15 protein-coding genes are annotated in these 13742 nt (G+C 61.0%); 13 read left to right on the forward strand and 2 right to left on the reverse strand.

Annotated features, from left to right (window positions below; all coding sequences use genetic code 11):
• Positions 1 to 148: 148 nt before the first annotated feature.
• Positions 149 to 952, forward strand: coding sequence for an IclR family transcriptional regulator (locus ACXX81_RS04615; RefSeq protein ID WP_458571285.1), 804 nt, complete (start codon positions 149 to 151; stop codon positions 950 to 952).
• Here the strand turns inward: ACXX81_RS04615 and ACXX81_RS04620 are convergent, their stop codons facing one another.
• A complete protein-coding gene (locus tag ACXX81_RS04620; protein WP_209983906.1) occupies positions 953 to 2005 on the reverse strand; it encodes an NAD(P)-dependent alcohol dehydrogenase in 1053 nt (350 codons plus the stop codon).
• 181 nt (positions 2006 to 2186) lie between these two features.
• Between ACXX81_RS04620 and ACXX81_RS04625 the strand changes: the two genes are divergently transcribed.
• Positions 2187 to 3080 (forward strand): AraC family transcriptional regulator, encoded by an 894-nt coding sequence (locus ACXX81_RS04625; protein ID WP_209983904.1) that lies wholly within the window; start codon positions 2187 to 2189, stop codon positions 3078 to 3080.
• 86 nt (positions 3081 to 3166) lie between these two features.
• Here ACXX81_RS04625 and ACXX81_RS04630 read toward each other — a convergent pair whose 3' ends face one another.
• A complete protein-coding gene (locus ACXX81_RS04630) occupies positions 3167 to 4831 on the reverse strand; it encodes an electron transfer flavoprotein-ubiquinone oxidoreductase (protein WP_458571286.1) in 1665 nt (554 codons plus the stop codon).
• A 520-nt stretch (positions 4832 to 5351) separates the two neighbouring features.
• On the opposite strand from ACXX81_RS04630, the gene ACXX81_RS04635 reads away from it, so the two are divergent.
• The 11 genes from ACXX81_RS04635 (at position 5352) to ACXX81_RS04685 (ending at position 13346) form a co-directional block, all read left to right on the forward strand.
• A complete protein-coding gene (locus ACXX81_RS04635) occupies positions 5352 to 6101 on the forward strand; it encodes an electron transfer flavoprotein subunit beta/FixA family protein (protein ID WP_122718035.1) in 750 nt (249 codons plus the stop codon).
• 2 nt (positions 6102 to 6103) lie between these two features.
• On the forward strand, positions 6104 to 7033 hold the full coding sequence (locus ACXX81_RS04640) for an electron transfer flavoprotein subunit alpha/FixB family protein (protein WP_209983900.1): 930 nt from the start codon (positions 6104 to 6106) through the stop codon (positions 7031 to 7033).
• Positions 7034 to 7104: 71 nt separating this feature from the next.
• Positions 7105 to 7920 (forward strand): substrate-binding periplasmic protein, encoded by an 816-nt coding sequence (locus tag ACXX81_RS04645; RefSeq protein WP_458571287.1) that lies wholly within the window; start codon positions 7105 to 7107, stop codon positions 7918 to 7920.
• A gap of 9 nt (positions 7921 to 7929) precedes the next feature.
• Positions 7930 to 8292, forward strand: a complete 363-nt coding sequence (locus ACXX81_RS04650; protein WP_209983896.1) for a DUF4398 domain-containing protein — start codon at positions 7930 to 7932, stop codon at positions 8290 to 8292.
• Positions 8289 to 9098, forward strand: coding sequence for an OmpA family protein (locus ACXX81_RS04655; RefSeq protein ID WP_231421411.1), 810 nt, complete (start codon positions 8289 to 8291; stop codon positions 9096 to 9098). The genes ACXX81_RS04650 and ACXX81_RS04655 overlap by 4 nt, the downstream gene beginning before the upstream one ends.
• A gap of 273 nt (positions 9099 to 9371) precedes the next feature.
• A complete protein-coding gene (locus ACXX81_RS04660) occupies positions 9372 to 10811 on the forward strand; it encodes an aminotransferase-like domain-containing protein (protein WP_209983892.1) in 1440 nt (479 codons plus the stop codon).
• 104 nt (positions 10812 to 10915) lie between these two features.
• Entirely contained in the window at positions 10916 to 11389 is a 474-nt protein-coding gene (locus ACXX81_RS04665; protein WP_209983888.1) for a translation initiation factor 2, read from the forward strand.
• 159 nt (positions 11390 to 11548) lie between these two features.
• Complete coding sequence (locus ACXX81_RS04670; RefSeq protein WP_209983886.1) at positions 11549 to 11803, forward strand: YkgJ family cysteine cluster protein; 255 nt, start codon at positions 11549 to 11551, stop codon at positions 11801 to 11803.
• Between the two features lie 41 nt (positions 11804 to 11844).
• Positions 11845 to 12450: an START domain-containing protein gene (locus ACXX81_RS04675; protein WP_458571288.1), complete on the forward strand. Its 606-nt coding sequence runs from the start codon at positions 11845 to 11847 to the stop codon at positions 12448 to 12450.
• 103 nt (positions 12451 to 12553) lie between these two features.
• Positions 12554 to 12790 (forward strand): hypothetical protein, encoded by a 237-nt coding sequence (locus ACXX81_RS04680; RefSeq protein WP_209983882.1) that lies wholly within the window; start codon positions 12554 to 12556, stop codon positions 12788 to 12790.
• A 214-nt stretch (positions 12791 to 13004) separates the two neighbouring features.
• Entirely contained in the window at positions 13005 to 13346 is a 342-nt protein-coding gene (locus tag ACXX81_RS04685) for a ribonuclease E inhibitor RraB (protein ID WP_057009243.1), read from the forward strand.
• Positions 13347 to 13742 lie beyond the last annotated feature (396 nt).

Below are 13742 nucleotides of genomic sequence, written 5' to 3' on the forward strand. Positions count from 1 at the left end.
GCTTGCTCCCGATAGCGGTGCATCAGTTGGCACATCAATAGCTGACCCACCGCCATCGGGAGCAAGCCCCCTCCCACATTGGATCTGCGCTGTTTTGACGTTGGGTATTTGCCATAATGCTGCCGCGTTCACACTTATAGGGCCCGATATGCAGGAAACATCCTCCACCCCCGGCAAAGACGTCGCCCCCACCGGCACCCAGACCCTGCTGCGTGGCCTGGGCGTGGTGCAGGCCGTGGCGGCCGGTGCGCGGGATCTGAAAGAGATCGCCCGGCGCATCGGCACCACCCGCAGCACCACGCACCGCCTGGCCAGTTGCCTGGTGGAAGAACGTTATCTGCGTGTGGTGCCGCAAGTCGGCTACCTGCTGGGGCCAAAACTGATCGAGCTGGGCTTTCAGGCGCGTGAGGAATTGCCGTTGGTGAGCCTGGCGGTGCCCTACCTGGATGAGCTGTCGGCGCTGACCGGCGACACCATTCACTTGGCCATCCGCGAATACGACGATGTGCTCTACCTGCACAAGAACCCCGGCCGCAACGGCCCGGAAATGCGCTCGCGGGTTGGCCATCGCATGCCGCTGGCGCGTACCGGGGTGGGCAAGGCGATGCTGCTCGATGACAGCGTGGCGGAATGGCAGCGCTTGTACGAAGCCAGCTTGCCGGAGGGTGGGAAAAGCCTGCAATGGCCGCAACACCCGGAACAATCCTGGGCGCAGTTCGAGCAGCGCATGCATGAGTACGTGGTGGGCGGTTATGCGTTCGATCTGGAAGACAACGAACCGTCGATCCGTTGCGTGGCGGCACCGGTGCGCGATGTCAGCCGGCGAATCGTCGCCGGCATCAGCATCGCCAGTACCGTGCCCTACATGCCGCTGGAGAAAATGGCCGAGCTGATCCCTGTGATCAAACAGGTGGCGGCCCGGCTGTCCGCGGAGTTGGGCGCCAAGGCCTGATCAGGCCTTGAGGGTTGCCATGTCGATGACGAAGCGGTACTTCACATCACCGGCGATCATGCGGGTGTAGGCTTCGTTGATCTGGCGGATGTCGAGCATTTCGATATCGCAGGTGATGCCGTGCTCGGCGCAGAAATCCAGGACTTCCTGGGTTTCGGCAATGCCGCCGATCAACGAGCCGGCCAGCACTTTGCGGCCCAGCACCAGCTTGGCGGCATTCACCGGCGGGTCCACTGGCTCGATCAAGCCGACCAGGATATGCACGCCGTCAAAGCGCAGGGTGTCCAGGTAGGGGTTGATGTCGTGCTGCACCGGGATGGTGTCGAGCAGGAAGTCGAAGTGCCCGGCGGCGGCTTTCATCTGCTCGGCGTCGGTGGACACGATCACATGGTCCGCGCCCTGGCGACGGCCTTCTTCGGCCTTGCTCGCGGAGCGGGTGAACAGTGTGACTTCGGCGCCCATGGCCTTGGCAAACTTGATGCCCATGTGGCCCAGGCCGCCCATACCGAGGATGCCGACCTTATCGCCGGCCTTGACGCCGTAGTGCTTGAGCGGCGAGTAGGTGGTGATGCCTGCGCAGAGGATCGGCGCGGCGCTGGCCAGGTCGAGTTTGGCCGGAATCTTCACCACGAAGTGTTCGCTGACCACGATGCTGTCGGAGTAGCCGCCCATGGTGTTGCTGCCGTCCACGCGATCAGGGGTGGCGTAGGTCATGGTCGGGCCTTCGAGGCAATATTGCTCCAGGTCCGATGTGCACGCGGCGCAGGTGCGGCACGAGTCGACCATGCAGCCGACGCCCACCAGGTCGCCGACTTTGTGCGCGGTCACGCTGGCACCGACGGCGGTAACCTTGCCGACGATCTCGTGGCCCGGCATCAGCGGGTACACGGCGATGCCCCATTCGTTGCGCGCCTGGTGGATATCGGAGTGGCAGACGCCGCAGTAGAGGATCTCGATGGCCACGTCATCGGCGCGCGGGCTGCGGCGTTCAAACGACATGGGGGCGAGGGGAGTGGTGGCCGACTGGGCGGCGTAACCGATAGCGGTATACATAGGGAAGCCTCGCAAAAACAATAACAAGTGAGGCGTGCCATTCTCCCCGCCGAGCCTGCGCGCGGCCATGGTGATTGCTCCGGGTCTTATGCCTATTCGTCCGGGAGTGCCCCTGGTTTGGATGCATTGGCCGCCAGACCTGCGATGATGTTCTCATCCCTTTTTTGCGAAGTTTTTTGCCATGTTGTTGACCCGCCATCTCGACGCCAACGCCACGCTGGTTTCCCTGATTGAGGGGCTGACGCCCCGCGATGGTTTTTCCCCGACTCACCTGCCAGGCGTGAAAGTGTTGCGCGCCAGTTGCGACGTGGCACGCGGGCCGCAGATCTATGAGCCCAGCCTGATGTTCGTCGCCCAGGGCAGCAAGGTCGCGTACCTGGGCCCGCGTACCCTCGAATACGGCGCCGGGCATTACCTGATCCAGGCGATGCCGGTGCCGTTCGAATGCGAGACTTTTGCCATGGCCCCCGACGCACCGCTGTATGGCGTGACCGTGGGGATCGACCGGGTGGTGCTGGGCGAACTGGTGATGGCCATGGGCATGCAGGCCGGGCCGCCGCCGATGCCGCAGACCCTTGAGTCGATGAGTTCAGTGGTGCTCGATGATGCCATGCGTGGTTGCGTGGAGCGGCTGTTGCAATGCCTGCACGATCCGCTGGAAAGCCGCATCCTGGGCCCGGCGCGAGTGCGCGAATTGTTGTTTACCGCGTTGCGCGGCCCGCAGGCGGACGTGTTGCGCGCGCTGGTCGAGCAGCAGGGGCAATTCTCGCGCATCGCCACCTCGCTGAGTCACCTGCATGCCCATTACGCCGAGCCGCTGAATATCGAGACCCTGGCCGGGTATGCGCACATGAGTGCATCGACCTTTCATGAACACTTCAAGCGTTGCACCCTGTTGTCGCCGGTGCAGTACCTCAAGCGTCTGCGGTTATTGAAGGCGCAGCAGTTGCTGCTGGTGGACGGCCTGAGTGTGGCGCAGGCGGCGCACAGCGTGGGGTATCAGAGCACGTCGCAGTTCAGTCGCGAGTACAAGCGCTATTTTCTGCGCAACCCTGGCGAAGAGCGGGCTGCCTAGATTCTGTTGATGCAACTCGGTCGACTGGCCTTTTTCCGAGCGCAAAAAAGGCCCCCGTCTGGGAGCCTTGTTCTCAAGCAACTGGTTTACATATTCGGGTAAGTCGGCCCACCCGCGCCTTCCGGCGATACCCAGGTGATGTTCTGCGAAGGGTCCTTGATGTCACAGGTCTTGCAGTGCACACAGTTCTGGGCGTTGATCTGGAAGCGCTTTTCGCCGTCTTCCTTGGTGATCACCTCATACACACCGGCCGGGCAGTAGCGCTGCGCCGGTTCGTCGTAGAGCGGCAGGTTGGTGCCGATCGGGATGCTCGGGTCCTTGAGCTTCAAGTGGCACGGCTGCTCTTCTTCATGGTTGGTACCGGAGATGAACACCGAGCTCAGCTTGTCGAAGCTCAGCTTGCCGTCGGGTTTGGCGTAGTCGATCTTCTTGCAGTCCTTGGCCAGCTTCAGGCAGGCGTAGTCCGGCGTGTTGTCGTGCAGGGTGAAGGGGAGCTTGCCGGCAAAGATGTTCTGGTCCAGCCAGTTGAAGCCGCCGCCGAGGATGGCGCCGAACTTGTGCACGGCCGCGCCGAAGTTACGGCTGGCGAACAGTTCTTCGTACAACCAGCTCGACTTGAAGCTGTCGACGTAAGCGGTCAGTTCATCACCGCCCTCGGACTCGGCAAACAGGCGGTCGGCCACGGCGTCGGCGGCGAGCATGCCGGACTTCATCGCGGTATGGCTGCCTTTGATCTTGGCGAAGTTCAGGGTGCCGAGGTCGCAACCGATCAGCGCACCGCCCTTGAACACCATTTTCGGCAGCGAATTCAGGCCGCCCTTGCAGATGGCGCGGGCGCCGTAGCTGATGCGCTTGCCGCCTTCCAGGTGCTGGGCCAGCACCGGGTGGTGCTTGAGGCGCTGGAACTCGTCGAACGGCGACAGGAAGGTGTTGCTGTATGACAGGTCGACGATCAGGCCGACCACCACCTGGTTGTTTTCCAGGTGATACAGGAACGAGCCGCCGGTGTTCTCGGTGCCCATGATATCCAGCGGCCAGCCGGCGGTGTGCACCACGAGGCCGGGTTGGTGTTTGGCCGGATCGATCTCCCAGATTTCCTTGAGACCGATGCCGTAGTGCTGGGCGTCGGCGTCGCTGTCCAGGTTGAAGCGCTGGATCAGTTGCTTGCCGATATGCCCGCGGCAACCTTCGGCGAACAGCGTGTACTTGCCGCGCAATTCCATGCCGGGGGTGTACACGCCTTCCTTGGGTTTGCCTTCGCGGTCGACGCCGAGGTCGCCGGTAATGATCCCGCGCACCACGCCGTTTTCGTCGAACAACGCTTCCTGAGCGGCGAAGCCTGGGTAGACCTCCACGCCGAGGTTCTCGGCCTGCTGGGCCAGCCAGCGGCACAGATTGCCCAGGGAGATAATGTAGTTGCCTTCGTTGTGCATGGTCTTGGGCACAAAGAAGTCGGGCACCTTGGTGGAGGCGTCAGGGCTGCGCAGTACATAGATGTCATCGCGCACCACTGGCGTGTTGAGCGGGGCGCCGAGGGCCTTCCAGTCCGGGAACAGTTCGTTCAGGGCGCGAGGTTCAAACACGGCACCGGAGAGGATGTGAGCGCCGACTTCGGAGCCTTTCTCGACCACGCAGACGCTGATTTCCTTGCCGGCGTCAGCGGCCTTCTGCTTCAGGCGGCAGGCGGCGGACAGGCCCGCAGGGCCGGCGCCGACGATGACCACGTCGAATTCCATGTATTCGCGTTCCACAGGCTATCTCCTACTCAAGGCTCAACAGGCTTTTTTCTAATGGGTGGAGGTTCGGTGCGGCCGTGCGGCGATGGCAGGACTCACCTTTCTCTCTAGGTGGCGCATTCTAGGTCGCGCAGTATATCTACACCACTGTGAGCGTCCAATACAAACGTTTGTTTGAATTGCCCGCAGGCTAGGTAAATCAAAGCAACGCGGCTTATAACTGGCTATTTTGCCGTATTGACCAGAATAGGTGTTCCGGTCAAGATACGGTCGGTTTCGCGCTTACCGTAGGCAGACTGCAGGTTTCAGGAGTACGTCCAAAAGCAGGCCAGGGCATGGGCGCTTTTTTAAAGAGCGCTCAGTTTACACGCCGCGATCAAGAATGACCTCTCAGTCACCCCTGACGAACGGTCATCGCTGTCCGTGATCAAGGTCACGTGCCAAGGTTTTTGGAGGTGCCCTTGTGTGCCGATGAGCATCAACCGCCAGGTTCGCCTAGGCGACTTTCTTTTCACCGGAGAGTAACGAGGAATCCATGAAGGTTCTTGTAGCTGTCAAACGCGTTGTCGATTACAACGTGAAAGTTCGCGTCAAGGCGGACAATTCCGGCGTCGACCTTGCTAACGTCAAGATGTCGATGAACCCTTTCTGTGAAATCGCCGTGGAAGAAGCCGTACGCCTGAAAGAGAAAGGCGTGGCGACCGAAATCGTCGTGGTTTCCATCGGCCCGACCACCGCCCAGGAACAACTGCGCACCGCCCTGGCACTGGGCGCCGACCGCGCCATCCTGGTCGAGTCCGCTGAAGAACTGACCTCCCTGGCCGTGGCCAAGCTGCTCAAGGCCGTTGTCGACAAGGAACAGCCACAGTTGGTCATCCTCGGCAAACAAGCCATCGACAGCGACAACAACCAGACCGGGCAGATGCTGGCTGCGCTGACCGGTTACGGCCAGGGCACCTTCGCTTCCAAGGTTGAAGTGAGCGGCGACAGCGTGGCCGTGACCCGCGAGATCGACGGCGGCGCGCAGACCGTTTCCCTGAAACTGCCGGCCATCGTCACCACCGACCTGCGTTTGAACGAGCCGCGCTACGCGTCCCTGCCCAACATCATGAAAGCCAAGAAGAAGCCGCTGGAGTCGCTGACGCCAGAAGCTCTGGGCGTTTCCACCGCCTCCACCAACAAGACCATCAAGGTTGAAGCACCGGCTGCACGCAGCGCGGGCATCAAGGTCAAGTCGGTGGCTGAACTGGTCGAGAAACTGAAAAACGAAGCGAAGGTAATCTAAACATGACTATCTTGGTAATCGCTGAACACGACAACAAGGTGCTGGCCCCGGCCACCCTGAACACCGTGGCCGCCGCCGTTAAAATCGGTGGCGATATTCACCTGCTGGTCGCCGGTGAGGGCGCAGGCCCGGTGGCTGAGGCCGCTGCAAAAATCGCTGGCGTAAGCAAAGTGCTGAACGCCGACAACGCCGCCTACGCGCATCAGTTGCCGGAAAACGTTGCGCCGCTGGTTGCAGAGCTGGGCAAGGGCTACAGCCACATCCTGGCCGCCGCCACTTCCAACGGCAAAAACATCCTGCCACGCGTTGCCGCGCAGTTGGACGTCGACCAGATCTCCGAGATCATCTCGGTCGAAAGCGCCGATACCTTCAAGCGCCCGATCTACGCCGGTAACGCCATTGCCACCGTGCAATCGACCGCCGCGATCAAGGTCATCACCGTGCGCGCCACCGGTTTCGATCCGGTCGCCGCTGAAGGTGGCTCGGCCACTGTTGAAGCCGTCTCCGCCGCCCACGACGCAGGTACTTCCAGCTTTGTTGGCGAAGAGCTGGCCAAGTCGGATCGTCCTGAGCTGACCGCTGCCAAGATCGTCGTTTCCGGCGGGCGCGGCATGCAGAACGGCGACAACTTCAAGCACCTGTACGCCCTGGCCGACAAGCTGGGCGCGGCGGTCGGCGCTTCCCGCGCTGCCGTCGACGCAGGTTTTGTCCCCAACGACATGCAGGTCGGCCAGACCGGCAAGATCGTTGCGCCACAGCTGTACATCGCCGTCGGTATCTCCGGCGCGATCCAGCATCTGGCCGGCATGAAGGACTCCAAAGTGATCGTTGCGATCAACAAGGACGAAGAAGCACCGATCTTCCAGGTGGCTGATTACGGCCTGGTGGCGGATTTGTTCGAAGCCGTACCCGAGTTGGAGAAGCTGGTCTAATCCAGCCGCTTCACTTATAAAGAGCCCGGTCTTGTGACCGGGCTTTTTTTTGACTATCGGAGACCTTCGCCATGGAATTGCGCCCCTGGATCGTACTGCTGGGCCTCACGCTGCTGCCGACCCTGGCGCACGCCGCCGGCAAATGTAATCGCCTGGTCATCACCGGCAGCCCGGACGCGCCACCCCTGCTCTGGCGCGACCCGCAAGACCCCACGCACCTGATCGGCGCCACCGCCGATGTGTTGCAGCAGGTGGCCAAGGACCTCGGTCTGAAAATTGACCTGCTCTACGGCGGCAAACGCGCGGCAGCCCTGGATGAAGTGCGCAGCGGACGCATGGACATTCTCGCCGACGCAACGTTGAACCTCGGCGAGTTGCAAACCCTGGACTACATTCACCCGCCGCTGATGCAGCTCGACTACCTCGTCTGGACCCGTAAGGATTCCGCCCTGGTGTATACCACTGCGGCCGACCTGCACGGCCACTCGGGCGCAGTATCGGAACGGGCGCGCTTGAGCGCGGATTTCGACACTTTCGCCAGTCAGCAGCTCAACCTGCAACGCCTGCCCACGCTGACGCCGGCGTTTCAGAAACTATTGTTGGGGGAGGTGGACTATGTGCTCGCCAGTCGCTATTCCGGCATGGCCATGGCCCAGAGCCTGGGCATGAGCAACGACCTGGTGGCCCGCGAAGTGCCCATCGATCAGCCCGGCCTGTACCTGGCGATTTCCCACAACTCGGCCTGCAATGATCCGTGGCTGCGCGGACAGCTGGCGAAAAAGATGACAGAATTGCCCGCGTCCGGTGTGGCGCAAGCTGCGTTGCAGCGCAATCTGGAACGCTGGAAGGCGCAATTGCAGCAACCTGTCGGCACCTCAACACAGTAGGGATTTTCAGTGATTTTTCGACCTCTTTTAGCGGCCCTCGCCGCTGTCGCTCTGGCGGGATGTGCAACCGATCCCGCGCCGAATGAACAGCTGCGCCTGACCCGGCAAGCGCTTGAGCAAGCCAGCGCGGTCGGCGCCGTCGCCGAGGAGTCGGCCGAATTGAAACTGGCCGAAGACAAATTCGCCCGGGCCGAGGCCGACATGGCCGACCAGTCCTACAAGGACGCGCGCATGCAGGCCGAGCAGGCCGAACTGGATGCCCGCCTGGCCGAAGCCCAGGTGCTGACTCGCAAGAGCCAGGAGCAACTGAACGTGCTCAACACCCGCATCACCCGCTTGCGCAAGCAATTGCAGTTGGGGGAAGCCCAATGAGCCGGCTGATCCGTGGGATGAGCGCCGTGCTGCTGGCCGGCGCCATGTTGGGTGGCTGTGCCACCCATCCGAACAGCGAGCAGGCCCTGCAGCAGGCGGCCGGCGATTTCCAGAAGGTCAAGGAAGACGCCAATGTGCTGCGCTTCGCGCCCAAGGATGTGATCCGCGCCGGGGAGTCGCTGGCCCGTGCCGACCGCCTGTCCAGCTACTGGGGCAGCGGCGCCGATGTGGAGCATTACGCCTACCTGAGCCGTCGCTACAGCGCGATTGCCCGGGAACATACCGAGCAGGGGCTCAACGCAGAGCGCGGCGCGAAGCTGGAACTGGAGCGCCAACGCCTGCAACTGGCCCTGCGCGAAAGCAAGCTGTCGAGCGTGCAACAGCAGGGCAAGTGGCTCGAAGAGCAGATCACCAGCCTCGCCACCCAGACCGACCGCGGCCTCGTGATGACCCTGGGGGACGTGCTGTTCGACACCGGTGACGCGGAGCTAAAAAACTCGGCCAACCGCACAGTGCTGAAAATCGTGCAGTTCCTGCAACTGAACCCCAAGCGCGTGGTGCGTATTGAGGGGTATGCGGACAACACCGGCGGCGAGCAGGAAAACCTCAGGCTGTCCCGCGAGCGTGCACAATCGGTGGCCGATGTGCTGGTGGACCTGGGTATCGATGAAAAACGCATTCAGGTTGAGGGGTATGGCGACCAGTACCCGGTGGAGGCCAACGCCTCCGAGCGGGGCAGGGCGCAGAATCGCCGCGTGGAAATCGTCTTCTCCGACGCGAAGGGCCAATTGGGCGCTGCTCGCTAGGCGCCTGGCGCAGGTCAAAATGTGGGAGGGGGCTTGCTCCCGATAGCGGTGGTTCAGTCAACATCTTTGACGACTGACACGCTGCTATCGGGAGCAAGCCCCCTCCCACATTTGTTTTGAGGTACAGCTGAAAGCTCTATCCTAAACCCTTACAGTTTTTGCTGTCACTGCCGCGCGGCCTCGACTATTGTGGCAACTGTCCCCGTACACTTCTAAACTGTGCCGGTATGTTCCACACAAAAATAAAACGCCCGTGAAATCGAGTGCTGCGTCATGACCAATCTGTTGCTTTACCAACGTATCGCCCAGCAACTGGCTGAGGACATCCGGCGCGGTGTCTATCAACCGGGGGAGCGTGTGCCTTCGGTGCGCAAGATGAGTTCCCAGCTCAACGTGAGTCACGCCACGGTCTTGCAGGCCTATGCCAACCTGGAAGACCAGGGGCTGATCAGGGCGCGGCCACAGTCCGGCTATTACGTGCACCAGACGCCCGCGCTCACCGCGCCGACGCCGGATATCGCACGGGTCGAACGCCCGGGGCTGGTCACCCGCAGCAGCATCATTCAACAGGTATTGGGCGAGTCGCGCCGCGAAGGCGTGTTTCCCCTTGGCGCCGCGGTGCCGAGTGTCGACTACCTGCCGGTGCGAGCACTGCACCAGCAGTTGGCCAAGGTCACGCGCTTCCAGAGCCCACGGGCCTTCAGCTACATGTTCAGCCCCGGTTTCGAGCCGCTGCGCCGCCAGGTGGCGATCCGCATGCGTGATGCAGGCGTGGTGATTGACCCATCCGAAGTGGTGATCACCCATGGCTGCGTCGACGCGTTGCAGATGTCCCTGCGCGTACTGACCCGTCCCGGCGACCTGATCGCCGCCGAGTCGCCGACCTATTACGGCTTGCTGCAACTGGCCGATCTGCTCGGCCTCAAAGTGATCGAAATTCCCAGCGACCCCTCCACCGGTATGAGCCTGGAAGCCCTGCAGCTGGCGGCCAACCAATGGTCGATCAAGGCGCTGGTGCTGACCACACGCTTGAGCAACCCGCTGGGTGGCACCATGCCCGAAGAGCGGCAGAAGCAACTGCTGCGTCTGGCCTCGGATTTCGATATCCAGATTGTCGAGGACGATATCTACGGCGAGTTGATGTTCGAACTGGGCCGCACCAAGGCGCTGAAAGCCTATGACCGCCTGGACCGGGTCATTTACTGCTCGAGCTTCTCCAAGACGCTGTCGCCCGGTGTGCGCATTGGCTGGATGATTGCCGGTAAATATCAGCAGGAGATCCAGCGCCTGCAGATGTTCAGTACCCATTCGGCGTGCAGCGTCACGCAGATGGGCGTCGCCGCATACCTGGAGAACGGTGGCTATGACCGCCACCTGCGCTACATCCGTCAGGAATACCGCAAGAACCTCAGCGCTTTCCAGCTGGCAGTGCAGCAGTACTTCCCTGAAGGCACGCAGATGACCCGGCCTACCGGCGGTTTTATCCTGTGGGTCAGCTTGCCGGGGCGCGTCAATACTCAGGAGTTGCATGTGCGCGCCCTGCAACAGGGCATCAGCATTGCGCCCGGGTTGATCTTCAGCAATACAGAACAGTTCAACCATTGCATTCGGCTCAACTGTGGCACGCCATGGAACCGCGAAGCAGAGCGGGCGCTGATGACCCTGGGAATGCTGGCCAGCCAGTTATGCCAGGAGACCAGCGCCGGTCTCTGAGGCGCAGAACCGGGACAATTCCTGCACGGGTGTGATTGCCGCGCTTGTCATGCTGCGCACAACAAGCGAGCATATGGCCTTCTGCCGTTAATGCTGTTGGCGATATGAATTCGATTTTTCGCGCTGTAGGGATGATTGGCCTGTTAACGCTGTGCAATGTCGGCGTCTTAATGGCGGCCGCGCCCGTATCGGACACCAGGTCTGCGCCAAGTGCCGAACAGGCGGCCTCCACGAAAAAAACGGCAGAGGCCAGGAAAGCCACGGTCGCCAAGAAAAAGCGCGCCTCGGCCAGAAAAAAATCCAGATCAGCTCGTGAGGTCGCCCAGACTAAACTGCCACCGGCACAACTGGACCTGTCGCTGCCGTCCGACATGGTCAGGCATTTACAGCCTATCGGTACCATGCCCAAGCCCAAAAGCGTACCGCTGCTACCGCCGATGTTCGGCGACAAGCCCACCGATAACAGCGCGTTTCAGATCAACGGCCGCTTGCTCAGCAATGAGATGAAGCTGCAACTGCGCAACGAAGAACGCCGTGATGTTGAAGGTGCGGCGCTGGATTTCGAATTCAAGCAATAACTATTGCGCACATGTGAGGCGCTGGATCGACCATTTGTCGCGGACTGGTCAGTCACTTGTCTTTTCCGTGAAAAACCCTCGTTGGACCGTTTTAAAACGGTTGTTCAGGGGCGTACCCTAGCTCCGCCATCCCATTGAGTCGTCGAGGACCTGCCGGTTATGAAATGCCGTGAAGGCTGTGGTGCTTGCTGCATCGCCCCCTCTATCAGTTCGCCATTACCCGGAATGCCCAAGGGCAAGCCGGCGGGCGAACGCTGCCTGCACCTGTCGGTCGAACAGCTATGCCAGCTGTTCGGCAAGCCCGAGCGCCCGGCGGTGTGCAGTGACTTCAAGGCGGATCTGGAGGTGTGCGGCACCGACCAGGCTGATGCAATCCGGCTGATCGGCTGGTGGGAACAGATGACGGCGGCTTGATGGGCTTTACTCTCGGAACTTCAACAATAAGGAATACAACGATGGGTTCGCTGAAACGAATGGCTGTGCTGTGCGGTTTCACGGTGTTGTTCGCGGCCACCGCGCAGGCCGAGGACTGGCAGGTGGCCAAGGACGAAGACGGCATCAAAGTGTCCCTGAGCGAGGTTGCCGGCTCCAAGTACAAGGCCTATCGCGGTGTCACCCTGATCAAGGCGCCCGTGGCGAAAATCCAGGCCCTGCAGGAAGACGTCGCCGCTGCCTGTTCATGGATTCACGAATGCAAATCCCAGAAGCTGGTGGACAAGAAGGGCGGTGAGGCCTGGACCTACACCCAGTTCAACGCACCGTTCCCGGTGACTGACCGTGATTCCTACACCCACATCACCACCACCAAAAACGCCGATGGCGGTATAACGCGCACATTGCAGGGCGTGCCGACCTACAAGCCGGAAGAAAAAGGCTACGTGCGCGTGGCGCAGGTCGAGGGTTTCTGGAAGCTCGTACCCAAGGGCGATAACCAGACCGAGGTCACCTATCAGGTGCACACGGAGCCGGGCGGCAGCGTGCCCTCCTGGTTGGCCAACAAGTTCGTGGTGGACGCGCCGTTCAACACCTTGAAAGCCCTCAAGGAACACGCCGAGAAATAACCGCTGTCGATCAGGTGCCTGTGGCCTTGAGTGGAACGTTTGACGAGCCCTCAAGGTCCAGATGGATGTGAGCCCACACATGGGTTTTATCGAGGAGGCACCGATGCAAATGTGGCAAATTACCTTCGTTGACGATCACGGTGTGCAGGCCGTGGAGCAGTTCGACTGCGACCACAAGCCCAGCCTCGAAGATGCGGCGCACATGATTCGCAACAAACTCGTGCCGGTCGCCGCCGAACTCGACCTCAACGACCTTGAGGGCCGTAAGCCGGAGCCTACGGTCAAGATCCTCAAAGATCAGAACAGTATCCAGATCCTCGACATTTCGCCCGCCGCCTGAACATTCCCTGTTTGCCAGTGCAGCCCCTCTGGTGGAGGTGATAGCTTCGCGCTACTCTGCAAGCGAGATCAGCGAATGATTCGCTAGGTACTGGTCTTGTCAGCTACATGCTTGTTTTCCCTGCGGTGCAGTCATTGCCGTGGTGCTCGCGCCAGCAGCGCGCGGGCTTCGGGAGGCACGGAAAGTCTATCCATCGGTTTTAGGAGGACGTTTCATGAGCACAGCCTATCAAGAAGACATCAGCACCCACGTCCTACGCCGCATGAAAGAAGGCGGTTTTGACTTTTCACGGTTTCACCCCATCGAGTTCTACGCGATTTTCCCGGATGAAGAACGGGCGCGCAGGGCGGCGGGTGAGTTTCGCGGCGAGTCCCTGAATGCCCAGGTCAGCGCGCGCGATGACGGCGCCTGGTATCTGGAGTTGAGCAAGATCATGTCAGCCACCTACGACGGCATAGGAGACTTCGAGCAGGACTTTGAAGCGGTGGTCGAGCCGTTGGGCGGGATCATTGAAGGATGGGGCGTCAAGCAGGAGGTGCGTGGGTTACCCATGTAGCTGTTTGCACAAGCACAGCGTATCGGCTGACCTTTGGGTCGGCCGATTTTGTTTGTGCCGTGGGAAAACGCTGCGCGGGTTTTTCGAAAGCAAAAAAAAGCCACCCAAGTCGGGTGGCCTAAAGGGAAGATCGTTGCGCTGAAACTGTAGGACGCGTCCTGTTCAGCAGATGTTGGCGATTATCCGCAGCTTGCGCCGCGCAGTGAAATCAAGTCTGACTATGCTGTTGATAGTAAAACGCCGCCTTGCGATGAAGCAGGCGGCCATGCGCTGGGTATTCTGTGCACCAGGACGGTGCTGGCAGATCCCGGCGGCCATTCAACTCACTGATGTTCAAGTGTTTATGCCGCTGGCACGGGCCTTGCGATAGTGCTCGTGTCCGGGTGACAAGGAGTT

The organism is Pseudomonas sp. GNP013, from assembly GCF_054343995.1.